At 35.8% G+C, this 23,357-nt stretch carries 25 protein-coding genes, 1 tRNA gene and 1 pseudogene; 21 read left to right on the top strand and 6 right to left on the bottom strand.

All coding sequences use genetic code 11. The features are described from left to right. Positions 1-76: 76 nt before the first annotated feature. Both odhB and odhA read right to left on the bottom strand, forming a co-directional pair. Positions 77-1,336 (bottom strand): 2-oxoglutarate dehydrogenase complex dihydrolipoyllysine-residue succinyltransferase, encoded by a 1,260-nt coding sequence (gene odhB, locus ILT06_RS10100; protein WP_088048345.1) that lies wholly within the window; start codon positions 1,334-1,336, stop codon positions 77-79. A 132-nt stretch (positions 1,337-1,468) separates the two neighbouring features. After that, on the bottom strand, positions 1,469-4,336 hold the full coding sequence (gene odhA, locus ILT06_RS10095; RefSeq protein ID WP_088048346.1) for a 2-oxoglutarate dehydrogenase E1 component: 2,868 nt from the start codon (positions 4,334-4,336) through the stop codon (positions 1,469-1,471). 823 nt (positions 4,337-5,159) lie between these two features. Here odhA and ILT06_RS10090 point away from each other — a divergent pair. From ILT06_RS10090 to ILT06_RS10055, 8 genes and pseudogenes are all read left to right on the top strand, one after another. After that, entirely contained in the window at positions 5,160-5,369 is a 210-nt protein-coding gene (locus ILT06_RS10090) for a helix-turn-helix transcriptional regulator (protein WP_000428506.1), read from the top strand. A gap of 2 nt (positions 5,370-5,371) precedes the next feature. Further along, on the top strand, positions 5,372-5,749 hold the full coding sequence (locus tag ILT06_RS10085; protein WP_088048347.1) for a permease: 378 nt from the start codon (positions 5,372-5,374) through the stop codon (positions 5,747-5,749). 28 nt (positions 5,750-5,777) lie between these two features. Next, complete coding sequence (locus ILT06_RS10080; RefSeq protein WP_064476764.1) at positions 5,778-5,960, top strand: DUF3976 domain-containing protein; 183 nt, start codon at positions 5,778-5,780, stop codon at positions 5,958-5,960. Between the two features lie 139 nt (positions 5,961-6,099). Then, positions 6,100-6,303, top strand: a pseudogene (locus ILT06_RS10075) (hypothetical protein); the annotation flags it as partial. 142 nt (positions 6,304-6,445) lie between these two features. Continuing rightward, the gene (locus tag ILT06_RS10070) at positions 6,446-6,661 is read left to right on the top strand and encodes a hypothetical protein (RefSeq protein WP_064476762.1); all 216 of its coding nucleotides are present in this window, start codon (positions 6,446-6,448) and stop codon (positions 6,659-6,661) included. 13 nt (positions 6,662-6,674) lie between these two features. Beyond that, positions 6,675-6,872 carry a hypothetical protein gene (locus tag ILT06_RS10065; protein WP_064476761.1) on the top strand — a complete coding sequence of 66 codons (198 nt, stop codon included), beginning with the start codon at positions 6,675-6,677 and terminating at the stop codon, positions 6,870-6,872. Further along, complete coding sequence (locus ILT06_RS10060) at positions 6,873-7,118, top strand: DUF4176 domain-containing protein (RefSeq protein ID WP_064476760.1); 246 nt, start codon at positions 6,873-6,875, stop codon at positions 7,116-7,118. A 39-nt stretch (positions 7,119-7,157) separates the two neighbouring features. Beyond that, on the top strand, positions 7,158-7,346 hold the full coding sequence (locus ILT06_RS10055; RefSeq protein WP_222655031.1) for a hypothetical protein: 189 nt from the start codon (positions 7,158-7,160) through the stop codon (positions 7,344-7,346). 437 nt (positions 7,347-7,783) lie between these two features. Here ILT06_RS10055 and ILT06_RS10050 read toward each other — a convergent pair. Continuing rightward, positions 7,784-7,856, bottom strand: a tRNA-Val gene (locus tag ILT06_RS10050). 189 nt (positions 7,857-8,045) lie between these two features. Continuing rightward, complete coding sequence (locus tag ILT06_RS10045; RefSeq protein WP_063260295.1) at positions 8,046-8,270, bottom strand: hypothetical protein; 225 nt, start codon at positions 8,268-8,270, stop codon at positions 8,046-8,048. Between the two features lie 436 nt (positions 8,271-8,706). Between ILT06_RS10045 and ILT06_RS10040 the strand changes: the two genes are divergently transcribed. The 6 genes from ILT06_RS10040 to calY all read left to right on the top strand — a co-directional run bounded on the left by ILT06_RS10040 (position 8,707) and on the right by calY (position 13,758). Next, a complete protein-coding gene (locus tag ILT06_RS10040) occupies positions 8,707-8,934 on the top strand; it encodes a hypothetical protein (RefSeq protein ID WP_000251865.1) in 228 nt (75 codons plus the stop codon). 154 nt (positions 8,935-9,088) lie between these two features. Beyond that, positions 9,089-10,375, top strand: a complete 1,287-nt coding sequence (locus ILT06_RS10035) for a D-alanyl-D-alanine carboxypeptidase family protein (protein WP_088048348.1) — start codon at positions 9,089-9,091, stop codon at positions 10,373-10,375. 193 nt (positions 10,376-10,568) lie between these two features. Then, a complete protein-coding gene (gene sipW / locus ILT06_RS10030) occupies positions 10,569-11,138 on the top strand; it encodes a signal peptidase I SipW (protein ID WP_064476757.1) in 570 nt (189 codons plus the stop codon). 62 nt (positions 11,139-11,200) lie between these two features. Beyond that, the gene (locus ILT06_RS10025; protein WP_064476756.1) at positions 11,201-11,788 is read left to right on the top strand and encodes a CalY family protein; all 588 of its coding nucleotides are present in this window, start codon (positions 11,201-11,203) and stop codon (positions 11,786-11,788) included. A gap of 162 nt (positions 11,789-11,950) precedes the next feature. Then, the gene (locus tag ILT06_RS10020) at positions 11,951-12,763 is read left to right on the top strand and encodes a DUF4047 domain-containing protein (protein WP_064476755.1); all 813 of its coding nucleotides are present in this window, start codon (positions 11,951-11,953) and stop codon (positions 12,761-12,763) included. A gap of 401 nt (positions 12,764-13,164) precedes the next feature. Then, entirely contained in the window at positions 13,165-13,758 is a 594-nt protein-coding gene (gene calY, locus ILT06_RS10015; protein WP_064476754.1) for a biofilm matrix protein CalY, read from the top strand. Between the two features lie 74 nt (positions 13,759-13,832). On the opposite strand, the gene ILT06_RS10010 is transcribed toward calY, so the two are convergent. Both ILT06_RS10010 and ILT06_RS10005 read right to left on the bottom strand, forming a co-directional pair. Further along, positions 13,833-14,156, bottom strand: a complete 324-nt coding sequence (locus ILT06_RS10010) for a helix-turn-helix domain-containing protein (protein ID WP_000578867.1) — start codon at positions 14,154-14,156, stop codon at positions 13,833-13,835. A gap of 79 nt (positions 14,157-14,235) precedes the next feature. Beyond that, positions 14,236-14,370: an anti-repressor SinI family protein gene (locus ILT06_RS10005; protein WP_000276217.1), complete on the bottom strand. Its 135-nt coding sequence runs from the start codon at positions 14,368-14,370 to the stop codon at positions 14,236-14,238. 342 nt (positions 14,371-14,712) lie between these two features. On the opposite strand from ILT06_RS10005, the gene inhA1 reads away from it, so the two are divergent. The 7 genes from inhA1 to ILT06_RS09970 all read left to right on the top strand — a co-directional run bounded on the left by inhA1 (position 14,713) and on the right by ILT06_RS09970 (position 23,306). Next, entirely contained in the window at positions 14,713-17,100 is a 2,388-nt protein-coding gene (gene inhA1 / locus ILT06_RS10000; protein WP_064476753.1) for a M6 family metalloprotease immune inhibitor InhA1, read from the top strand. A 171-nt stretch (positions 17,101-17,271) separates the two neighbouring features. Then, complete coding sequence (locus ILT06_RS09995; RefSeq protein ID WP_064476752.1) at positions 17,272-18,639, top strand: aldehyde dehydrogenase; 1,368 nt, start codon at positions 17,272-17,274, stop codon at positions 18,637-18,639. 236 nt (positions 18,640-18,875) lie between these two features. After that, on the top strand, positions 18,876-19,859 hold the full coding sequence (gene potA, locus ILT06_RS09990; protein WP_000720323.1) for a spermidine/putrescine ABC transporter ATP-binding protein PotA: 984 nt from the start codon (positions 18,876-18,878) through the stop codon (positions 19,857-19,859). Next, positions 19,856-20,704, top strand: coding sequence for a spermidine/putrescine ABC transporter permease PotB (gene potB / locus ILT06_RS09985; RefSeq protein WP_000715495.1), 849 nt, complete (start codon positions 19,856-19,858; stop codon positions 20,702-20,704). Before potA ends, potB begins: the two co-directional genes overlap by 4 nt. A 6-nt stretch (positions 20,705-20,710) precedes the next feature. Next, complete coding sequence (potC, locus tag ILT06_RS09980; protein ID WP_064476751.1) at positions 20,711-21,511, top strand: spermidine/putrescine ABC transporter permease PotC; 801 nt, start codon at positions 20,711-20,713, stop codon at positions 21,509-21,511. A 38-nt stretch (positions 21,512-21,549) separates the two neighbouring features. Next, complete coding sequence (gene potD / locus ILT06_RS09975; RefSeq protein WP_064476750.1) at positions 21,550-22,599, top strand: spermidine/putrescine ABC transporter substrate-binding protein PotD; 1,050 nt, start codon at positions 21,550-21,552, stop codon at positions 22,597-22,599. Positions 22,600-22,658: 59 nt separating this feature from the next. Beyond that, positions 22,659-23,306, top strand: a complete 648-nt coding sequence (locus tag ILT06_RS09970) for a phosphatase PAP2 family protein (protein WP_064476749.1) — start codon at positions 22,659-22,661, stop codon at positions 23,304-23,306. Positions 23,307-23,357: the final 51 nt, after the last annotated feature.

Raw genomic sequence — 23,357 nt, 5'->3', positions numbered from 1 at the left:
ATTTGTCCCGTATGAATGCAATAAAAAAAGGCTGTAGAATAATTCATTCTACAGCCTTTAATAGATTATTAATCTATCAACCTTCTAATAATAATGATTTTGGATCTTCAAGCATATCTTTAACAGCAACAAGGAAGCTAACTGCTTCTTTACCATCAACAATACGGTGATCGTAAGATAGTGCAAGGTACATCATCGGACGGTTTTCCATACGCTCGTTATCAATCGCAACTGGACGTACTTGGATTTTATGCATTCCTAGAATACCTACTTGTGGGCTATTTAGGATTGGTGTTGACATTAGAGAACCGAATACACCACCGTTTGTAATTGTGAATGTACCACCTTGTAACTCTTTTAATGAAAGTTTGTTATCGCGTGCTTTCATACCTAAATTACGAATCTCGCTTTCAATTTCAGCGAAGTTCAATTGGTTAGCATCGCGTACAACTGGAACAACTAATCCATCTGGAGCTGCTACTGCAATACCGATATCATAGAATTTTTTAATGATAAGCTCGTCGCCTTGAATTTCAGCATTTAATAATGGGAATTGTTTTAATGCTGCAACAACTGCTTTTGTGAAGAATGACATGAAACCAAGACGTACATCATGTTTTTTCTCGAAAGCATCTTTACGCTCTTTACGTAATTCCATGATTGCAGTCATATCAACTTCGTTAAATGTTGTTAACATTGCAGATGTTTGTTGAACTTCTACAAGGCGTTTTGCAATTGTTTGACGGCGGCGGGACATTTTCACGCGCTCAACTGGTTTTTCGAATTCCGTTTTTGCAACTGGAGCAGGAGCTGGACTTTTTGGAGCAGCTGGTGCTTCTTTTGGTGCGGCAGCATGAGCTTGTACATCGTGTGGTCTCACACGTCCAAGTGGATCTGTGCTACGTACATCGTTTAAGTCGATACCTAATTCACGAGCCATTTTTCTAGCAGCTGGTGATGCGATAGGACGGTTCGTATTCGGTAAACCTTGTAAAGTTGTAGTTTGCTCAGCATTTGGTGCCGCAGCTTTCGGTGCTTCAGTTGTTTCTTGTTTTGGCTGTTCAGCAGCCGGTGCAGGTGTACTTACTGCAACTGGTGCTCCGTTTGCATCTAAAATTGCGATAGTTGCACCAACTTCAACTGTATCCCCAGGTTCGCCTAGTAACTTCGATACAATACCTGAATCTTCTGCAATGATTTCTACATTGACTTTATCAGTTTCAAGCTCAACAACGCTGCCACCTTTCTCAACTTTGTCGCCTACGTTGATAAGCCATTGTGAGATAGTTCCTTCAGTAATAGATTCTGCAAGCTCAGGTACTTTAATTTCGATCATTTTAAATGTCCTCCCCTTATTTGCCTAACGGTGTGTTTTTTCTTCTTTTGTCTTCGGTAATCTCCATTTGTTAGCTTGCCCCCGGGCAGAATATCTGTCCGGGGAGCAGGCTAGAAACCTTCATTGTTACTTTCAGTTGCTGAAAACTTCAATTTCTTGTTTATCTTGACGGAAGTTATATTTCACATCTAAAGCGTGTGCAACAATTAGTTCTTGCTCAGCTTTGTGAGCGAATGGATCGCCACCAGATGGGCTAGAGCGATCTGGGCGTCCAATATAACCTGTTTTCACTTTATCTCCAGCAAGTTCGAACAGAATTGGAGCCATGTAATGCCATGCGCCCATATTACGAGGTTCTTCTTGAACCCAAATAATTTCTTCTAAGTTTTTAAAGCGTTTAATAATAGATTGAACTTTCTCAGCGGGGAATGGGTAAAGCTGTTCAATACGAACGACATGAACTTCATCTAAGTTATACTCATGTTTACCAGACTCAATTTCTGCTGCTAAGTCAATCGCCATTTTACCTGTGCTTAAAACAAGACGTTTTACTTTAGTTGGTTTTGTACCAAGGTTTTCTTGTTCTAGAGCAGGTTGGAAACGTCCTTCGCTTAACTGACTAGCAGTTGAAAGCGTAAGTGGGTGACGTAATAAACTCTTTGGCGTCATCAATACTAATGGTCGAACAGCTTCTGTTCCTAAGATAGATGCTTGACGACGTAAAATATGGAAGTATTGTGCCGCGCTCGTTAAGTTTGCAACTGTCCAGTTATTCTCAGCAGCTAACTGTAAGAATCGCTCTGGACGTGCACTAGAATGCTCTGGTCCTTGACCTTCATAACCGTGAGGTAATAGAAGAACTAAACCAGATTTTTGACCCCATTTTGCTCTTCCAGCTGAAACATATTGATCAAATAATGCTTGCGCAGTATTTGAGAAGTCACCATATTGCGCTTCCCACATAACAAGAGTTTCTGGAGCGAATACGTTATAACCATACTCGTAACCAACAACAGCAGCTTCTGATAACGGACTATTATGAACAGAGAAGGATGCATTAATGTTTGGTAAGCGATGTAATGGTGAATATGTTTCATTTGTATCAGTATCGTGTAATACGATATGACGGTGCGCGAATGTACCACGCTGTGAATCTTGACCAGTTAAACGAATTGGCGTACCTTCTTGTAAAATAGAAGCGAATGCTAATGACTCAGCAAGTGCCCATTCAATTTTACCGTTCTCTTCAAGAGCATCTTTACGGCGCTCAAGAATTTTCTTCACTTTCGGATATACGTTAAAGCCTTCTGGCCAAGATAGTAGACCTTCATTAATTGCACGAAGTGAGTCAATCTCAACACCAGTATCAATTGGCTGAATGCCTTTTGCAACAACATCTGGCACTTTAACGTGAATTGTTGCAGCGCTCGTATCAGCTGGCGGTACTTGTGCATAGTCAGATTTTAATTGCTCTTGTATAAACTGAGTCATTGTTTCAACCTCATCTGCATTTAGAACACCGGCAGCTTGTAATTGATCTGCATAAATCGCTCTTACAGTTGGGTGATTTTTAATCTTTTTGTACACTTGTGGTTGCGTAACTGCTGGGTCATCCATTTCGTTATGACCGTAGCGGCGGTAACCAATTAAATCGATTAAGAAGTCTTTTTTGAACAATGTACGATATTGAATCGCAAGGTTAGCAGCAGCAAGACAAGCTTCTGGATCATCAGCGTTCACGTGAACAATCGGAATATCGAAACCTTTTGCAAGGTCACTTGAATATTTCGTAGAACGAGAATCATAGCTATCAGTCGTAAAACCAACTGCATTGTTTGCGATAACATGAATTGTTCCGCCTGTTTGGTACGCGTTCAATCTGCTTAAGTTCAACGTTTCAGATACAATACCTTGACCAGGGAATGCAGCATCACCATGAACTAAAATTACGAATGATTTTGAAGTATCTTGTTCTGGAAGACCAGATTTTTTACGATTCTCTTGAGCCGCACGTGCAAAACCTTCTACAACAGGGTTAACGAACTCAAGGTGACTTGGGTTATTTGCTAATGTAACGCGAGTGCTAACTTCTTCGTTACTAACGACTTGTTCTCTACCTAAATGGTATTTCACGTCGCCAGTCCAGCCAGAATTTGCCACTGCGCCTTCTATTTTTGCATGTTTGAACTCAGCAAACATGTGACTATATGGTTTTTCTAATACGTGTGCAAGTACGCTTAGACGACCGCGGTGAGCCATACCAATCATGACATCTTCTACGCCGCCCTTTGCACCTTCTAGAACAATTTCATCTAGAACAGGTACAAGCATATCAACGCCCTCGATAGAGAAACGCTTTTGCCCAACGAATGTTTTATGCAAGAATTGCTCGAAACCTTCAACAGCTGTTAAACGTTTTAAAAGAGCAGTTCGTTTTTTATTTGGTAGTGGTTGACGCAATGAATTTGATTCCACCATTTGATGCAACCACGCGCGTTCTTCACTATCTTGTATATGAGAAAATTCATAAGCTAAAGATTTTGTATAAACGTCTTTTAATCTATGAATTACATCAAGTGCAGTGTGAATACCTTCTGGTGCATCTTGCCATACTGTTTTTGCTGGAATCGCTTTCAAGTCAGCATCGCTCAGTTCGTTCATTGCTTTCTCAAGAAGAGATTGTCCATTAGCAGCATCTTCCATCGGATTGATGTGAGCCAACGTATGCCCGAATGAACGAATCTGTTCAACAAGCTGAACGACTTTAAGAATTTTTTCAATGTTCCCTGTGTTTTGAGGAGAAAAATTTGTTGCTGTGTTGTCCCCTGTTACGACATCATCTTGAAACGAAGGAGCTCCAAAAATTTCAAAAAGCTCTTGTAATTCCGGATCAACAGAACCTGCTCCAGTTACGTAAAGATCATACTGCTCAATAACATAACCAAGGTTCGGACCATGGAACTTGGCCCAAGGGTTTGTCGTTGTATTCTTCCTCGTCATTTGTTTAAACCTCCCAATGCATATAATCCTTTTTCCATACAAAAGGTGCATTTTGCTCTTTTCAATAATTGATGAACCAATAATCAATGTAAATGTTTTCTTTACTCTTATGTTATTACAATAATTTACATAATACCAAACACTATTACTTATCTGTTTTGTAAAAAAACATTCACAATAACTTATCACCCAAGTTAATCTTTCATGTTATAAAGTAATTTTACAGAAAAATGGGGTGGATATATTTGGTATACCTACACGAATAACTAAAATTGTTGCATGTAAATATAAGTATAATAATTGGAATGTTTCGATAAAAGCGAGTTCGAATTATGTATATTGAAATAATAAGCGCTTTCATTGATATTATACAACAATATAACGGAATATAGTATAAAAAATAAAAAATTATGAATTTATCGTAAACTTTATTTAGATAGTGTTAAATATTGAAAGGAAAGTGAAGGATTTCTACAAAAAAAGTTGCTAAACATAAAAAATGCTTCATAAACAGTTAGTTTCTATAAATATGACGAAAAACACCGTAAAACCAATAACGCATTTCGTGGAATAAAGAGATGAATGAAATATTTTAAAAGGATAAAACAAATAGGGAGATATTAAATTTTAAAAATAGAGAGGAGGAGATATAGTAAAGGTTCATTACAGTGTTCCATATTTCATTTTAAAATAGACGTGCTGAAAATGAAAAAGTTTCTTCTATATAAATAGAGTGAAACAAACTGAAATGCATGTAAAGGAAACTTGACGTAAAGCTTACTTTACATATATACTCGAGATAAGGGAGGAGGGAGAAATTTCCTTGGAAAATAAAATGGTCGAATACCGAAAAAAATTTGGACTATCTCAAGAAAAATTGGCTGAGAAACTTGGAGTTTCCAGACAAACCATCATTTCAATTGAAAAGGGAAAATACGATCCATCACTTCCGTTAGCATTTGAAATAGCAAAAACATTTCAGACAACGATAGAACATGTATTTATTTATGAAGGAAAAGAAGAGGGGGAATAGGGATGAATTATTCACAAAAGTACTTTTTAATTATGGGAATTATTTTCTGTATTATGAGTGGAACCATGATATTAGCGGGCATAATGACGCATTCCGCACCACCGGCTCCAACGTATACAGTACTTGCGATGATGATTATGTGTTTCTGCTTAAGTTACTTACATCCGCAATTTAAAGAAAAAGATGAGCGAATGAAACTCATTCGTTATAAAGGAATGTTCTTCAGCTTTTTTGCGCTAACGGCATATTACCTTCTTTTCTCTTTCGGTTTAAATCTACACGTAATTACACTATCTGCGGTTGAACTATTAAACATACTAATGGCACTTACGATGAGTACAGTTTTTATCTCATTTGTTGTTTTATCGAAAAGATATTAAGATGGAAGAGAGAAAGGAAGATTAATATATGCAAATGATGTATGCTTTTGGCATTGGGATTGTATTATTTTTAGCCGTATTCTTATTTATTCGGAAAGACGTTCAAGGTGGGACGTTAACGAAACGAGGCTTTTATAAAATGATCGGCTGTTTAGTTGTTATGTTTATAGCGATTATCGTAATGATCGTTTTAATAAATCAGTCACTATAGAATGAACCTTACTTGAGTAAGGTTTTTCTTTTTGATATAAAATCCGAAAATTCCCACTATATCCATTTACTACATATAATGGGTATTATATAATTTAATAAAATGATAGGTAGGGAGCATAGTATATGAATAAAAAACTATCTTCTTTTTATTAACATGCCTACTACTTATAGCTAGTATTACTTATATAATATGTAACAAACGAGAACAAGTGCCACCGATGTTAGTATGGAAGGATCAAGAATACTATGTTACGAATGAACCTGTCAAAGCAGAAGAAGTCGGGCAAAGGCTCGGAGAAGTAACGAAGAAAATCGAAACGAGTAAAAAAACTACTAAAAATAGAAGGCGCTGTTGCAGAAGAGACGATAGCCTATAAATATAATTCTTCTAAAGGTTTTGGGGAGGAATTAACTCTTACTAGCAAACAAGGAGTAGCTTCTTATGTACAGGGGATTGAGGGATTTTCTTTTAAAAGTGAAAGCATGATAGCTTTACAAGTATACGAAGCGGAAATTACGAAGATTAAGATCCCTGATTATATCCCTGTATTAGGTGACTATGATATAGATGTTAAAGGTGAAATCATACTGGGTGGATATGGTTATAAAATCCGTGCAGGTGAAGAATCAGGATTTTCCGCAACAGCACCTAATGGTTATGGTGGAGGATTCTCATTTAAATTTAAGAAGGAAGAGTGAGGATGGGGTTAAAATGCGTAGAGTCACACAAGTAGTAATATGTATTGCAGCGGTACTATTAATTATACTAGCTATGATAAATGGAGAAACGTGGAAAGATAAAATTGTTATTTCGCTGGCTGTTCTTATATTTACTGGATTTTCTCTAGTGTGGAACTCATTTGTTATAAATCTTATGGAAAAAGTCAATAAAAAAAGGGGGAATAAATAAATGAAACTTTTACCGATTGGAACAGTTGTGAAGCTAGAAGATATAGAACAATTTGTGATGATTATTGGAAGAATGGTTATTTCAGCGGATAATCGTGAGTTCAATTATATAGGTGTTCCTTATCCAGTTGGCTATTTGGGTGAGGAAAAAGTATTATGCTTTAATCACGATAAGATTGTGGAAGAAATGAGAGGGTATATGACTGAGAGTGAATTGGCTCTACGTGAGAAATTAGTAGAATTGTAAAAAGAAACGTAAATCTTAAAGATATGATAGGAGAAAAAAATGGGGAAGGTAATGAGAATTATTGTAATTATTGGTATCCTTATTCCTCCAACGTTAATGTGGAGTGCACCTGACATTCCTCTAAATGTTAAACTTCTGTTTACAGGTTTACAACTAACTGTAGGATTCATCGCAGTAGTAGTGTTAGAGGTAATATTTAGAAATCGAAAAAAGAAGAGGGCAAAATAGATATAAACTGTATAGAATGGCAGATAAGAATATTGGTGGTTAATCTTCTCAATAAAAGAAGCTAACAGAAGCAGGGAGAAATCCTTGCTTTATTTTTTGTATAGAATTACTAAGTAGAGTATCGTTAAATTAGGATATCTGAGGGGGATTACTGTAGGTGAAACTGGGAATCTGAGTTAAATAAACAGTAGTCTTAAGAGTTATCTCACTGATTTCAAAGAGTGTAAAAACTATAATTTTAATTACTATACAAACTTAAGTAGCATTTTCTTGTCAGTCCTTTCTCGGTTTTATAGAAACAAAAAAGAGGACTACCCCTGAGCCAGCTGATTTGCTGACTAGAAGTAGTCCTCTGTTAACTTGTGGTGTCTGATGGAGACCCCCACAGTTTTAGCTTTTGAGAATATCCTCTCAAGCCCTGATACTATTAGGTTTTATGACCCCGGAGAGGCTCGAACTCACGACCTCCACCCTGTCAAGGTGGCGCTCTCCCTGCTGAGCTACGGGATCTTCAAAAATGCGTATGTACCAGCAACTTTAATCTTTATGCTAAAGTAATTATATATAATTGACTGAAATTTTACAATATTTTTATATTAAACTTTTGAAGGGAAAGTAGTTGGAATGGTGCTAGTCGTGTATTAAGGAATATATAAGTAGAGAATGTAATGAAAAGTCGATTCGAATAAAGTGGTTATATTATTTTTTTCGATACCAATCTAAAGGACCTTCATCACTTAAATCAACAAGAAAAGGGAATAAGAAGTGTAAAGGTAAGCTAATAAGTTCTGGCATAGCGTTCAATGTTTTCTTTGATAGATACTGCCTTCCGAAACAATACGGACAATCTTTTTCAAATGTCACGAGTATTGACCATACATCTTTTATTGTCCACTTCGTTTTACAATACGTACAACGCGCCATAGAGTTCCTCCTCATGTTAAGTTTTCTACCATTATATTCCATTCTATTGTACGAAAGTCATTTGTATTTGGTGTGATAAAATGTAAGTTGTTTTATTTTTATGTGAATTTATTTAGTCATTTATGATCATTTACATATCGTTTGATATTTTTGCAGGATGATAGGTTTTTGGATTCAATATGCAAACTGGCCAATATATCCTTTTTACAATTTACTTAAAATCATGTATAACAGAGATACAAGATTATTTTACCCCGCATTAACGGGCAGTAAGATCCCTGCTCAAAATTCAGCGAAAGCGAAGAAGTTAGGTGGGAGATTAACTGCCCGTAAAAGCCCGATTGGTTCAACTAATAATCCGTGGGAGATGAAGAAAACCCCCACGGATTAAAGTTTCACTTTATAAATATTCAAGAGTAGAGGGAGAATTATTGTAATGGTAAGGAAAACGTTCAAGATGCGTGTATCTAGAAATAGAACGATTTCGATTAATGGATCAATTCTTGATGTGGATGTTACACATGATGAGTTTTTACAAGAGTTTGTTGAGTGGGTCGATTCTAAAGGTTGGTCATTTATGGGGATGACAGATGAGATTACACCTGAGGAAGCTAGTCAAAATTTAATAGATTCATTAATTGATGAGAAGGATAAGAAAGAATAATTCTTTCTTATTTTTTATTGTATATTTATGTTCTTTATCGTAAAAGTATGATATAGTAAAAAACAGTGAATATTCTTCCAATTTAATACAAATTACGTATGGATTGGTAGATTCAGTTTTTAGACTGTGAGAGTATAGGAAAAGGGAGAGTCATATGGTAAATTTTAAGAAAATTTTGGCTTTTATTACCGTTATTTGTTTATTTTTTTTGACACCTATGACGTTACGTGCTGAGACGAATATTGGAGTGAATCCGGAGCAAGTGGCACCACCACCTAAGGAAGGGCCAAATGTTTTTAGTCAGTTTGCAACTACGATTGATGCGAAAACTGGAGATGTTTTGTATGATAAAAACGCACATCATCGTGCATTTCCCGCTAGTATGACGAAAGTATTAACGGCGATTTTACTTATGGAGCATACGAAGCCAGAGGATCAATTTACGTTTTCACAATTAGCATTAGATCAAGAGAAGAGTAATTATCAAATTGAATTTCAACCTGGTGAGACGATTAATAGAAATACTGCGCTTATGATTTTAATGGTACTGAGTGCAAATGATGTGTCGCATGCGATTGCGGAGCGTATTGGGGGAAGTGTTGAGAATTTCGCTCATCTGATGAATGAGAAAGCGAAGCAATTAGGTGCTACAGATAGTCACTTTGTAACGCCAAATGGATTGCATGATCCGAACCATTATACAACGCCATTTGATATGGCTATGATTACGAGAGGCGTACAAAAGTATCCTGAAATTTTGCAAGCAATGAATACGAAAAGAACGACAGTTACGACATCTAGACAGACGGTTTCTATTTTTAACAAGTCTACTTATTTTGAAAACCCATATAGCATTGGCGGGAAGACGGGTTTTACAAATGAAGCGCGCAATACGCTCGTTTTATTAAATGAGAAGGATGGAAATCGTATTATAAATGTAGTGATGGCTTCTCAAAGACCTGAAATTTATGAAGATTTGAAGCAGATGGCGGACTATTCTTTCGGTCAATTTGTGAAGCAAACTGTACTAGATAAACATAGTTGGCACCAAAAGACAACGTATTTAAATAAAAATATTGATAGCGAACTTGAAAAAAGTGCAGAACTTATGCTTAAGAAAGATGAAGGGAAAAACGTGAGGACGATTTTCCGTACAGCTTCATTAGATAAAGATTCTTTGTATCATAAAGGAATTCATCGTGGTGAGGTAGTTGGTGCAGTTGATATTACGAAAAACAATCAAACAATTGCGACGATAAATGTTCTTTCCAAAGAAGATGTTACTTTTGCGATGCCTAAAAAAGATACGGCTACGCCTGAAGTAAACGAATCAAATGTGAAAATAATAAGCATTGGGATAGGTGCCGCTCTATTATTTGGAGCTATTTTATTTGTAGTGCTACGCCGAAATACAACAGGAATGAAATCAGAAGAAAAATAAATTACTAGTTAAAAGGCTGTGAAGAGACTTTGTCACAGTCTTTTTTTATATATTAAAAATAACTAATAATTGTAAATTTTCTTATTGCATTTCTGTTTTGTTCGTTATATTATTTACTTGTGTTCTTGTTAAAGAACAATAGTGAATATTGCATACTTCAAATAATATAAAACAACGGAGAGGGAGAGAGACGATGAAATTAATTTGGAAGGTGATTAGCAACGTTATCTCATTCGTTTTATTTGCGTTGATGGTTTGTTTAGCTTTTATAGTTATTTCTTCAAAAGCGAGTGGTGGTGATCCAACAGTGCTGGGATATCAATTTAAGAGCGTACTTTCAGGATCAATGGAACCAACATTTTTAACAGGATCAATCATTGCAATAGAGCCGACGAAAGATGGTTCTAAATATCAAAAAGGTGATGTTATTACTTTTAAAGAGAAAGATGAAAAAATTATCACCCACCGTATTATCGGTGTGAAAGATATAAATGGAAAAGTAATGTATGAAACAAAAGGGGATAACAACAACGGACCAGACTTAGAACCGGTGCTTGCGGACAATGTTATTGGTAAATATGCGGATATAACAGTACCTTATGCAGGGTATGCATTAAATTATGCGAATTCAAAAGCGGGAGCGGCATTGCTTCTTATTATTCCAGGAGTCTTTTTGCTAGGCTATTCCGCGATTTCTATTTTTAGCGCTATTCGTAGCATTGACGGAGAAAAGAAAGAGAAAAAAGTAGAACAATCCGTCTAGTTATTTTGGTTATACTTTCCGTTTAGGAAGTTGACAAATATATAGATTAAGGGGATATGGACATGACTTTAAAGAAAAAATTAGGGATGGGTATTGCATCAGCAGTATTAGGAGCAGCATTAGTTGGCGGAGGAACATTTGCATTCTTTAGCGATAAAGAAGTATCAAACAATACATTTGCGGCTGGTACGCTTGATTTAGCATTAAATCCATCAACAGTTGTTAATGTATCGAATTTAAAACCTGGTGATACAGTTGAAAAAGAATTTAAATTAGAAAATAAAGGTACATTAGATATTAAAAAAGTTCTATTAAAAACAGACTATAGTGTAGAAGATACGAAGAAAGATAATAAAGATGATTTTGGTAAACATATTAAAGTAACATTCTTAAAAAATGTAGATAAGCATGAGACGATTGTGAAACAAACTACATTAGATAAATTGAAGGGTGATACACTTACAGCAGTAGATAATGATTTAGCTGCTTGGTTCTGGGATGAAAAAGGTATTTCTGCAGGTAAATCTGATAAATTCAAAGTGAAATTTGAGTTCGTTGATAATAAAAAAGATCAAAATGAATTCCAAGGTGATAAACTACAATTAACTTGGACGTTTGATGCACAACAAGGCGATGCTGAAGCAAAATAATAAGGACAATAAAAAGAGACTATCAAAAGTGATAGTCTCTTTTTCTGCTAAAAGTGAAATGTAAAAAGAAACATAATTTCTTATATCATTTTATAATTCACTTTATTATAATAAAGATATAGTTCTTGATAAAGAACAAGTTGTTCGATAGGAGAGATTAAAATGCTGAAGCCACCTAGCAATTTCAAAAAGATGCTTATATTGCCATGTTTATGTTCTATTACTTTTTATTTAGGCTCTCAAATGATGACTTATACAGAAGCAGCTTTCGTTCATGAAACGAAAGTAACGGCTACCATTTCTACAGCAAGTATTTTTCCAAAAACAGTTGATCAATTAACAGAACAAGCTAAGCAACATAAGGAAGTTATTTTGCGTGAGTATGAAGGGATGAAATTGAAATTAACCTTTACTTCCATTCAAGAGTTAGAGCAGGTGCTTACTACGTGGAAGCAAGGGCGTGAGAAAATAGTTGCGGAAAGAGAATTGTTACAAAAAGTATATGTATCAATAGAGAGTCCTTATAATCAAGTGCAAGAAGAGTTAAAAAGTAATACAACCGAATCGAATAAGCAAGTATTCTCGTATGTGAATGCGGGCTTCCATATAGTGAAAGACAATTGTGAGTATGTTGATAAAGAGGTAAAGTTACAGGTGATTGATAAACAAATTCAAGATTTTGAGAAGTTACTAGTAGATGAAACAGCAAAACTAGAAGAGGGTAAGAAACAAGAAGAAGCGAAAAAATTAGAAGAGAAGAAGCAAGAAGAAGCGAAAAAGTTAGAAGAGAGTAAGAAACAAGAAGAAGCGAAAAAGTTAGAAGAAAGTAAGAAACAAGAAGAAGCGAAAAAGCTAGAGGAGAGTAAGAAGCAAGAAGAAACAAAAAAGTTAGAAGAGAAGAAGAAACAAGAAGAAGCGAAAAAGCTAGAAGAGAAGAAGAAACAAGAAGAACAGAAAAATAAAGATAGTAAGTAAAATATAGTAACATTCCAGAGCAAATAGGGATCATAAAACAAATAGGTGAGGAGGGCACTATCACTCGCCTATTTTTCGTATCCTTCTCATCTTATTTAGCCACCTAGAGGTAGTTAGATGGATGAGGGATACTAATTAGTGGAGATAGGTCAAGAAATCAACAAAATCTTTTCTTGATTTCTTGATATTTTACTGAAAAATCAAAATAATATTGAGAAATAAAAATAACTGAAAATATTAACAAATATGTGTTGTATTTATATAGGTTTGTTCGTTATAATGAACATAAGGTTTTTAAAAAAGAACAAATATTAGCTAAGCTAATATAGTTTTAGTTACATCTCTTATTTTAAATAAGAGATAGCAATAAAAATATAAAAAACAGCTAGGGGGAATTGATTGTGAGTCTGAAAAAGAAATTAGGTATGGGAGTTGCATCAGCAGCATTGGGGTTATCTTTAATTGGTGGAGGAACATTCGCTTACTTTAGCGATAAAGAAGTATCTAACAATACATTTGCAGCTGGGACGTTAGATCTTACATTAGACCCTAAAACGCTTGTAGATATTAAAGATTTAAAACCAGGGGATTCTATTAAGAAAGAGTTCTTATTAAAGAATAGCGGTACATTAACAATTAAAGACGTTAAACTAGCAACAAAGTATACTGTGAAAGATGCAAAAGGCGATAATGCTGGTGAAGACTTTGGTAAGCACGTTAAAGTGAAATTCCTTTGGAACTGGGATAAACAAAGTGAGCCTGTATATGAAACAACTTTAGCAGATTTACAAAATGCTGATCCAGATCTTTTAGCTAAAGACATCTTTGCTCCTGAGTGGGGAGAAAAGGGTGGATTAGAAGCAGGCACAGAGGATTATCTGTGGGTACAATTTGAATTTGTAGATAATGGGAAAGAACAAAATATCTTCCAAGGTGATTCATTGAATTTAGAATGGACATTCAATGCTAACCAAGAAGCTGGCGAAGAAAAATAATTAAAAAGCGGGGATTCCCCGCTTTTTTTATAAAGAAAAAAGAAGTGCTGGTTGTAAGCACTTCTTTCTATTTATTATTTTTGATCGTGCTTCCATTTTGTAAATTCAAGAAATTCACGAAATTGTTCTTTGGAGACACCTGAGCTCATCGCATCTTTAACGAGTTGTGTCCATTCGGAGTCTAAGTGATTTTCCTTTGCTGTTTCATCATGAAGTAGAGTATCAACTGGAATTTGTAGAACTGCTGCAATTTTTTCAAGAAACTGAATGGAAGGGTTTTTTTGTAAATTTCGTTCTATAGAACTAATGTAAGATTTAGCAACACCAGCTTTTTCGGCAAGTTCAGTTAATGAAATACCTTTTTGTAAGCGAAGGCGTTTTATACGTTCTCCAATCATATTTGCGCACCTTTCTATCAATATGTAGTCGTCTTATGATGTCATTATTATAACATAAACTTCGTTAAAAAGAACAAGCCTATTGAGCCTGACTGGATGGCTTCATACGTTGGAAAAAATGTTCGATATCTTGCAGGGCGATACCAGCATCTAGAGCTTCAAGTATTAAATCAATCCATTCTTGGTCCAGTGCGTCAGTCTTATCTTTGTACAAATGTAATTCCTCCCTAATTATCGGTCATAACTGCTGCTACAGAATATATGATAATGCAATCGCATTTTGTGTTTTATATAGTGAATTATCAAATATTTTGTAGATAAAACAAAGATAAAATCCCCATTAAATTCCCTCTATGGAAATTATAAAGTTTCTGACAAGTATTTTCAATATTTTCAGAAAACATTGTTGAATTGTGATATATTCGTATGCTAACTATGGAATTTTTACAAATATATTAAAAACATTACATAATATGACTAAATATTGAAAAAATATTGAATTTTTAATAAAATTCAATTTGTAATACATATTATTTATTAGGGGAGGCAATAAGGGATGAACAAGAAACCGTTCAAAGTTTTGTCATCAATCGCTTTGACAGCTGTATTAGGTCTTTCGTTCGGAGCTGGTACTCAATCTGCATATGCTGAAACGCCTGTGAATAAGACAGCTACGAGCCCAGTTGATGATCATTTAATTCCAGAAGAACGTTTAGCGGATGCGCTAAAAAAACGTGGGGTAATTGATTCGAAGGCTTCAGAGAAAGAAACAAAGAAAGCTGTCGAAAAATACGTAGAGAACAAAAAGGGTGAAAATCCTGGGAAAGAAGTAACAAATGGGGACCCACTTACGAAAGAAGCATCTGACTTTTTAAAGAAAGTGAAAGATGCAAAAGCAGATACGAAAGAAAAGTTAGACAAACCAGCAACAGGAACACCTGCAGCGACAGGCCCAGTTAAGGGTGGTCTAAATGGTAAAGTACCAACATCTCCAGCAAAGGGAAAAGAATATAACGGTGAAGTTCGTAAAGATAAAGTACTCGTTTTACTTGTAGAGTACGCTGACTTTAAACATAACAATATCGATAAAGAGCCTGGCTATATGTATTCGGAAGACTTTAACAAAGAACATTATGAAAAAATGTTATTCGGTAATGAGCCATTTGCGTTAGAGGATGGAAGCAAAATCGAAACGTTTAAACAATATTATGAAGAGCAATCTGGTGGTAGTTACACAGTAGACGGAACGGTTACAAAATGGTTAACAGTTCCTGGTAAAGCTGCTGATTACGGTGCGGATGCTGCTACAGGTCATGATAATAAAGGACCAAAAGGACCACGTGATTTAGTAAAAGATGCATTAAAAGCAGCTGTAGATAGCGGTATTGATTTATCTGAGTTTGATCAGTTCGATCAATACGATGTAAATGGTGATGGAAATCAAAAGCAACCAGACGGGTTAATTGATCACTTAATGATTATTCATGCAGGTGTTGGACAAGAAGCAGGCGGTGGTAAATTAGGTGACGATGCAATTTGGTCACATCGCTGGACAGTTGGACCAAAACCATTCCCAATTGAAGGTACACAAGCGAAAGTTCCATATTGGGGCGGAAAGATAGCGGCATTCGACTATACAATTGAGCCAGAAGATGGCGCAGTTGGTGTATTCGCGCATGAATATGGTCATGATTTAGGCCTTCCAGATGAGTATGATACAGACTATACTGGTCATGGTGAGCCAATTCAAGCTTGGTCTGTTATGAGTGGCGGAAGCTGGGCTGGTAAGATTGCAGGAACAACGCCAACGAGTTTCTCACCACAAAATAAAGAGTTTTTCCAAAAAACAATTGGTGGTAACTGGGCGAATATCGTAGAAGTAGATTACGAGAAATTAAATAAAGGTATCGGTCTAGCAACATATTTAGACCAAAGTGTTACGAAAACGAACCGTCCAGGTATGATTCGTGTAAACTTACCTGATAAAGATATAAAAACGATTGCTCCAGCATTTGGTAAGCAGTACTACTACAGCACAAAAGGTGACAATCTTCATACAACGTTAGAAACACCATTGTTCGATTTAACGAATGCAACGAATGCGAAATTTGATTTCAAATCGTTATATGAAATTGAAGCAGAGTATGATTTCCTTGAAGTACATGCTGTAACAGAAGATGGGCAAAAAACGCTAATTGAAAAACTTGGTGAGAAAGCAAATAGTGGAAATGCACATTCGACAAATGGAAAATGGGTTGATAAATCATATGATTTAAGCCAATTCAAAGGTAAGAAAGTAAAATTAACATTTGAATACATTACAGATGGTGGTTTAGCATTAAACGGTTTCCTACTTGATAATGCTTCATTAACAGTAGATGGCAAAGTAGTATTCTCTGATGATGCAGAAGGTACACCACAATTTAAACTAGATGGTTTCGCAGTTTCTAACGGAACTGAGAAGAAAAAACATAACTACTATGTAGAGTGGAGAAATCATACTGGATCAGATAGCGCATTGAAATTTGCTCGCGGTCCAGAATATAACTCTGGTATGGTTGTATGGTATGCAGACTCAGCTTACACAGATAACTGGGTTGGTTTACATCCAGGACATGGTTTCCTTGGTGTAGTTGACTCTCATCCAGAAGCAATTGTAGGAACTTTAAATGGTAAACCGACAATTGACAGTAGTACACGATTCCAAATCGCTGATGCGGCGTTCTCATTCGATAAAACGCCAGCATGGAAAGTTGTATCTCCAACTCGTGGAACGTATACGTATAACGGCTTAGCAGGTGTGTCGAAGTTTGATGATTCAAAAACGTATATTAATCAACAGATTCCAGATGCAGGACGTATTTTACCGAACCTTGGCCTAAAGTTTGAAGTAGTAGGACAAGCTGATGATAATTCTGCAGGTGCTGTTCGCTTATATCGTTAATACAGTAAAACTACCGAGAGATTTTCTTTCGGTAGTTTTTTTGTGAGCAATGAATTTTATATAAAAGAAGAAATTATATATAATGTAACTTTACGAATAGAAATTTATTATATATGAAGTCTATATAAATAATGAAAGAATTGGATAAAAATAGTGGGAGAAGGTGAATGAATGAGTGTTTCTTCTATTGTAAATAAACAAAAAGCATATTTTTATAATGGCCATACAAGAAGTGTAGAAGTGAGAAAGAATAATTTGAAGAAGCTTTATGAAGGCATTCAGCGTTTTGAAGAAGAAATATTTCAGGCATTGAAATTAGATTTAAATAAGTCAGTTCATGAGTCGTTTACAACGGAAGTTGGATATGTATTAAAAGAAATTTCCTTTCAATTGAAGCATATTTCATCGTGGAGTAAACCGAAGCGGGTTCGAACAGCACTCACTCATTTTGGATCAAAGGGGAAAGTAGTTCCTGAACCGTACGGTGTGACACTTATTATTGCACCATGGAACTATCCATTTCAATTAGCAATTGCACCTCTTGTAGGAGCGTTGGCGGCTGGAAATACAATTGTTTTAAAGCCATCAGAGTTAACGCCAAACGTTTCCAAAGTGCTTACGAGGATGTTAGAGGAATTATTCCAAGAAGAGCTTGTAGCGGTAGTAGAAGGCGGTGTAGAAAAGAGTACGGAATTGTTAAAGGAACCGTTTGATTATATTTTCTTTACAGGTAGTGTCGGTGTTGGAAAAGTTGTGATGGAAGCAGCGGCGAAACGGTTGACGCCACTCACGTTAGAACTTGGGGGAAAAAGCCCATGTATTGTACATAAAGATGCAAAAATAGATGTAACAGCAAGACGAATTGTGTGGGGGAAGTTTTTAAATGCAGGGCAAACGTGTGTAGCGCCTGATTATATGTATGTGCATGCTTCGGTGAAAGAACAGTTAATCGAGGCATTACGACACGAAATTGCGGAGCAGTATGGAAAAGATTCACTAAACAATGACAATTATGTACGAATTGTGACTGAACGTCATTTTGAACGTTTATGTGCATTTTTGAAAGATGGTAAAACGGTAATCGGCGGGAACTATAAAAAAGAAACTTTACATATAGAACCAACAGTGTTAACAAATGTTACATGGCAAAGTACTGTTATGGAAGATGAAATTTTTGGTCCGATTTTACCAATTGTAGAATACGACAACATAGAAGAGGTAATTGGAACAATTCAGCAACAACCAAAGCCGTTAGCGTTATATGTATTTTCTGAAGATAAAGAAGTACAAAAGAAAGTGACGAGTAATATTTCATATGGCGGAGGCTGTATTAATGATGTTGTCTATCATCTTGCAACGCCATATTTACCTTTTGGTGGTGTTGGAAGTAGTGGATTAGGTAGTTATCATGGGGAAGAAAGTTTTCGGACTTTTTCACATTATAAAAGCATTTTAGCCCAATCTACGGCATTCGATATGAAAATTCGTTACTCTTCTACAAAAAGTGCTTTAAAATTCATACGAAAGTTGTTAAAATGATGATGGTGTTTATCAGTAGGCGTAGCCGTATGATAATAGCCCCTTCGCAATGGAAGGGGTTTTTCTGTTCGACATATGTATCATGCAAAAATGAATCAAACATACTACATAAAGAATAGAAGAGAACGCTGCTAAACAACCATTTTTGTTTGGATCGAAACAAAAAATAGTCTATAGAACATAAATATTTATTCATGAATATAAAAATTAAAATTTAAGGTAGATAGGACGGGAAAATGAAAAAGATTATTAAAGTTGAAGCAGTAGAAAAACATTTTGGAAATCAAGTGATTATCCCACCTCTTTCTTTAGACATTAAAGAAGGGGAATTTTTAACGATTTTAGGGCCGAGTGGTTGCGGGAAAACAACGTTACTTCGCATGATCGCAGGTTTTGAAACGCCAACTAAAGGGAATCTTTTATTAGATGATGAAAAGATTAACGATTTGCCACCATATAAGCGTCATATGAACTTAGTGTTCCAACATTATGCGCTATTCCCACATATGAATGTGGAGAAAAATATTTGTTTCGGTATGAAAATGCAGAAAGTACCGGCAGCAGAGCAGAAAGAGCGTGCTGAAGAGGCAATGCGTTTAACGCAGTTACTTGAGTTCCGTAATCGTAAACCTGCAAAGCTTTCTGGTGGACAGCAACAGCGTGTAGCAATTGCGAGAGCGATTGTAAATAACCCGCGTGTATTATTACTAGATGAGCCACTTGGGGCGTTAGACTTTAAGTTAAGAAAAGATTTGCAACGTGAATTAAAAAACTTACAACGTAATTTAGGAATTACATTCATATACGTAACGCACGATCAAGAAGAAGCGATGAGCATGAGTGATCGTATTGTCGTTATGAATAAAGGACATATTGAGCAAATTGGAACGCCGAAAGAAATTTACAATAAGCCGAAAACAATGTTCGTTGCGACATTTATCGGTGAAAATAATATTGTGAAAAACGGGGAAGGCTATGTAGCAATTCGCCCTGAAAACGTAAAGGTACGTTCGGTTGAAGAGCCGATTTTAAAAGAATACCATCTTGGACATATTGAAGACGTTGAGTTTGTTGGAAATATGGAAAAGCTGTATGTACGTGACGAGAAAACATCAGAATTACTAATGGCATATCAAACTGCTGAAGAAGCAGCGCAGTGGAGCATTGGAGATAATGTATACGTAGGCTGGGAGCAAGAGGACGAGGTGACCTTAAATTGAAAAAAGGGAAATTACTCGCACTACCGACAGTCGCGTGGCTGTTAATCTTCTTCCTAATTCCCCTTCTGTTTGTATTGGCATTTGCTTTTATGCAGCGCGGGGCATATGGAACAGTGGAAATGCAATTTACGTTAGAGAATATAGCTCGTGTGTTTGATCCACTATACATGGGAACGTTATGGGAAACTGTTAAGATTGCAGTTATTACAACAGTAATCTGTTTAGTAATTGGTTATCCATTTGCTTATACAATTACAATTGTTGATCGCAAATACCGTTCCATTCTTTTATTATTGGCAACGATCCCGTTTTGGATTAACTTCCTTGTTCGTTCATACGCATGGATTGTTATTTTACGTTCACAAGGTCTTGTAAACACATTGCTATTGAAACTAGGTATTATAAGTGAACCTTTAAATTTACTATATAACACACCTTCTGTAATACTCGGAATGGTCTATTCTTTATTACCATTTATGATTTTACCGGTGTATGCAGCGATTGAGCAGCTTGATAAGCGTAAGCTAGAAGCAGCTTATGATTTAGGAGCAACACCAGCAAAGGCATTTTGGAATGTAACAGTACCAATGACGATGTCAGGGATTGCTACTGGTTCTATTTTAGTGTTTGTTTCTTCTATCGGAATGTTTGTTGTATCAGACGTTATGGGTGGATCGAAAGTAGCATTAATCGGAAACGTAATTCAAAATCAATTCTTAGGAGCGCGTGACTGGCCGTTTGGATCTGCGTTATCTATGATTGTTGTTCTATTCTCTGTTCTGTTAATTTACTTATATTATCGTGCAACGAAAGTATATAAATATGATGGAAACGGAGGGGAATAGGCAAAGATGAAGAAGTTTTTAGTTTCTTATTCTTGGTTAATTTTATTGTTCTTGTATTTTCCAATGATGGTTTTAATGGTATATTCCTTCAATGATTCTCGCATTAATGCGGAATGGGAAGGTTTTACATTCCATTGGTATACAGATTTATTTCAAAAGCAAGATGTTATTGATGCGTTTGTAAATAGTATGACGATTGCGATCGTAACGACGGTTGTAACGACAGTTCTTGGTGTGATTTTCGCGATTGCATTACATCGTTATAAATATCGTTATGAAGGGGCTATTAACGGTCTTGTGTATTTACCAATTTTAATTCCTGATATTTTAATGGGATTATCTTTACTTATCTTATTTAGTCAATTAGGTATGGAGCTTGGCAAAACAACAATTATTATTGCGCACATTACATTTAGTATTTCATTTGTTGTCGTTATTTTAGCAGCACGTCTTTCTGGAATGGGACGTGATTTAGAAGAGGCTGCCAATGATTTAGGAGCAACGCCGTGGCAAACATTTCGTTATGTAACGTTCCCGGCAATTGCACCAGGAGTTGTTTCAGCCGCATTATTAACATTCACATTATCAATTGATGATTTTGTAATTAGTTTCTTCGTATCAGGACCAGGATCAACAACATTGCCATTATACATTTACAGTATGGTTAAGCGCGGAGTATCACCAGAAATTAATGCACTTTCTACAATTTTAATTGTGGCTATCGTAGGATTAATGGTTCTATCTGAAATCTTCCGTAACAAAGGTGCAGATGGTGAAGAAAACTCTGGAGGACACCTTCCTTTATAATACGAACGATATAGAAAGTACGAGGAGGTAATAAACCGATGAAATTAATAAAAAGATTAGCCGGCGCAGCAATTAGCTTTAGCCTTGTTGCTGGTGTACTTGCTGGTTGTGGTGAAAAGAAAGAAGAGTTAAATATTTATAGCTGGGCTGACAATTTTGATGAGCAAGTGCTAAGAGATTTTGAAAAGAAATATAACGTGAAAGTTAACTATGATAAGTATGCAAGTAATGAAGAAATGCTTGCGAAATTACAAGCAGGTGGCGCGAAGTATGATTTAATTCAGCCGTCTGATTACATGGTTAAAACAATGGCGAAAATGGATTTATTAGCGCCGTTAGACAAAAAGAATATCCCGAATATCGAAAATATGGTTTCTAACTTCAAAACACCGGCGTTTGATCCAGAGAATAAATATTCTTTAGTATATACTTGGGGTGTAACAGGTATTGCATACAATAAAAAGTATGTGAAAGAAGCTCCTACAAGCTGGGCTGACCTATGGAATGAAAAATATAAAGGGCATGTAACTTTATTAAATGATTCTCGTGAAGTGTTAGGAATGGGTCTTAAAAAGCATGGATTCTCAAACAGCACGAAAGACGATACACAGTTAAAGACAGCAGCAGATGATTTAAAGAAGCTGCTTCCAAACTTATTAGCATTTGATACAGATAATATTAAACAAAAATTCATTACAGAAGATGCTTGGATCGGAACAGTTTGGTCTGGAGATGCAGCATTTATCGCAAAAGATAATAAAGATGTAGAGTACGTTGTACCAAAAGAAGGCGGCACAATTTGGGCTGATACGTTAGCAATTCCAAAAGGTGCGAAAAACAAAGAGCTTGCAGAGAAGTTTATGAACTACTTATTAGATGAAAAAGTAAGTGTGAAAAACTACGAGTCAATTGGATACAGTAATCCTAATGAAAAAGCTCATCCTCTTCATAGTAAAGAATATCGTGATAATCATATGATCTTCTTAACGAAAGAAGAATTAGATCGTACGGAATGGCTTGTTGATGTAGACGATAAGCTAAAAGACTATGATCGTTACTGGACAGAGTTAAAAACAAAAGGTAAATAAGTAAGGAAATGCGGTTTCTAAAGTAGAAATCGCATTTTTTCATAGTAGGAGGAAATCGCTTGAAAAAGAAGTTGCATCAATATGAGGTAGTATGTATCGTTTTATTACTTGCTGTATTTGGCATTGTTGCTTGGCGCGTACATGCGGGTGGCGTTACAGTGATGGATACATATGTCCGAGCATTAGTAACAGGATTACAAACAGAAGGTTCGCTTACATTTTTTTCACACTATACAAAATTAGGTTCTGCTATCGGGATTGTAACTACGCTGGCTATAAGTTTACTTGTTTTTTGGAGAAAACGTTATTATGCTGCGATGATCGTGTATCCAATGGGCATTTTAATAACACATCTTGTTAATAAAGGGATAAAAGAAATTGTGAAAAGAGAGCGTCCGTCGTTAAATGAAGCGTTGGATGCGCTTGGATATAGCTTCCCTAGTGGGCATGCAATGTTATCTATTATGACATTCGGATTTCTTGCTTATATCATTGCGGCAAATTTGAAGAGTGTAACGGGGAAATATGTTATAACGATTTTGATGGGAATCGTAATTGTATCGATTGGATTAAGTAGAGTTATTTTAAATGTACATTATCCAACTGATATTTTAGCTGGTTATTGCGTAGGTGGTATTTTGTTAATTATAGCGATTTACTGTCATCGTTTACTTACCGAGAGATTGGGGCTTAATAAAGAGAGATAAAAAAACGTCTAGAAAAACTATCATTATAGTGTTTCTAGACGTTTTTTGTTT

The organism is Bacillus sp. 17RED48, from assembly GCF_019837545.1.
In the GTDB taxonomy this organism is placed as follows: domain Bacteria; phylum Bacillota; class Bacilli; order Bacillales; family Bacillaceae_G; genus Bacillus_A; species Bacillus_A wiedmannii.
Note: the sequence above shows the minus strand (reverse complement) of the source record. Positions and strands in the feature narration are given on the sequence as shown.

What these genes read in the sequence shown, in the direction of transcription:
- ILT06_RS10020 (WP_064476755.1), top strand. Translation starts at nt 11,951, where the DNA reads ATGCTGAAGCCACCTAGCAATTTCAAAAAGATGCTTATATTGCCATGT.
- odhB (WP_088048345.1), bottom strand. Translation starts at nt 1,336, where the DNA reads ATGATCGAAATTAAAGTACCTGAGCTTGCAGAATCTATTACTGAAGGA.
- ILT06_RS10065 (WP_064476761.1), top strand. Translation starts at nt 6,675, where the DNA reads ATGCGTAGAGTCACACAAGTAGTAATATGTATTGCAGCGGTACTATTA.
- ILT06_RS10010 (WP_000578867.1), bottom strand. Translation starts at nt 14,156, where the DNA reads ATGATTGGAGAACGTATAAAACGCCTTCGCTTACAAAAAGGTATTTCA.
- potC (WP_064476751.1), top strand. Translation starts at nt 20,711, where the DNA reads ATGAAGAAGTTTTTAGTTTCTTATTCTTGGTTAATTTTATTGTTCTTG.
- odhA (WP_088048346.1), bottom strand. Translation starts at nt 4,336, where the DNA reads ATGACGAGGAAGAATACAACGACAAACCCTTGGGCCAAGTTCCATGGT.
- potA (WP_000720323.1), top strand. Translation starts at nt 18,876, where the DNA reads ATGAAAAAGATTATTAAAGTTGAAGCAGTAGAAAAACATTTTGGAAAT.
- ILT06_RS10025 (WP_064476756.1), top strand. Translation starts at nt 11,201, where the DNA reads ATGACTTTAAAGAAAAAATTAGGGATGGGTATTGCATCAGCAGTATTA.
- ILT06_RS10070 (WP_064476762.1), top strand. Translation starts at nt 6,446, where the DNA reads ATGATAGCTTTACAAGTATACGAAGCGGAAATTACGAAGATTAAGATC.
- ILT06_RS09995 (WP_064476752.1), top strand. Translation starts at nt 17,272, where the DNA reads ATGAGTGTTTCTTCTATTGTAAATAAACAAAAAGCATATTTTTATAAT.
- ILT06_RS10045 (WP_063260295.1), bottom strand. Translation starts at nt 8,270, where the DNA reads ATGGCGCGTTGTACGTATTGTAAAACGAAGTGGACAATAAAAGATGTA.
- ILT06_RS10085 (WP_088048347.1), top strand. Translation starts at nt 5,372, where the DNA reads ATGAATTATTCACAAAAGTACTTTTTAATTATGGGAATTATTTTCTGT.
- ILT06_RS10055 (WP_222655031.1), top strand. Translation starts at nt 7,158, where the DNA reads ATGGGGAAGGTAATGAGAATTATTGTAATTATTGGTATCCTTATTCCT.
- ILT06_RS10040 (WP_000251865.1), top strand. Translation starts at nt 8,707, where the DNA reads ATGGTAAGGAAAACGTTCAAGATGCGTGTATCTAGAAATAGAACGATT.
- ILT06_RS10080 (WP_064476764.1), top strand. Translation starts at nt 5,778, where the DNA reads ATGCAAATGATGTATGCTTTTGGCATTGGGATTGTATTATTTTTAGCC.
- sipW (WP_064476757.1), top strand. Translation starts at nt 10,569, where the DNA reads ATGAAATTAATTTGGAAGGTGATTAGCAACGTTATCTCATTCGTTTTA.
- ILT06_RS10060 (WP_064476760.1), top strand. Translation starts at nt 6,873, where the DNA reads ATGAAACTTTTACCGATTGGAACAGTTGTGAAGCTAGAAGATATAGAA.
- ILT06_RS10035 (WP_088048348.1), top strand. Translation starts at nt 9,089, where the DNA reads ATGGTAAATTTTAAGAAAATTTTGGCTTTTATTACCGTTATTTGTTTA.
- potD (WP_064476750.1), top strand. Translation starts at nt 21,550, where the DNA reads ATGAAATTAATAAAAAGATTAGCCGGCGCAGCAATTAGCTTTAGCCTT.
- inhA1 (WP_064476753.1), top strand. Translation starts at nt 14,713, where the DNA reads ATGAACAAGAAACCGTTCAAAGTTTTGTCATCAATCGCTTTGACAGCT.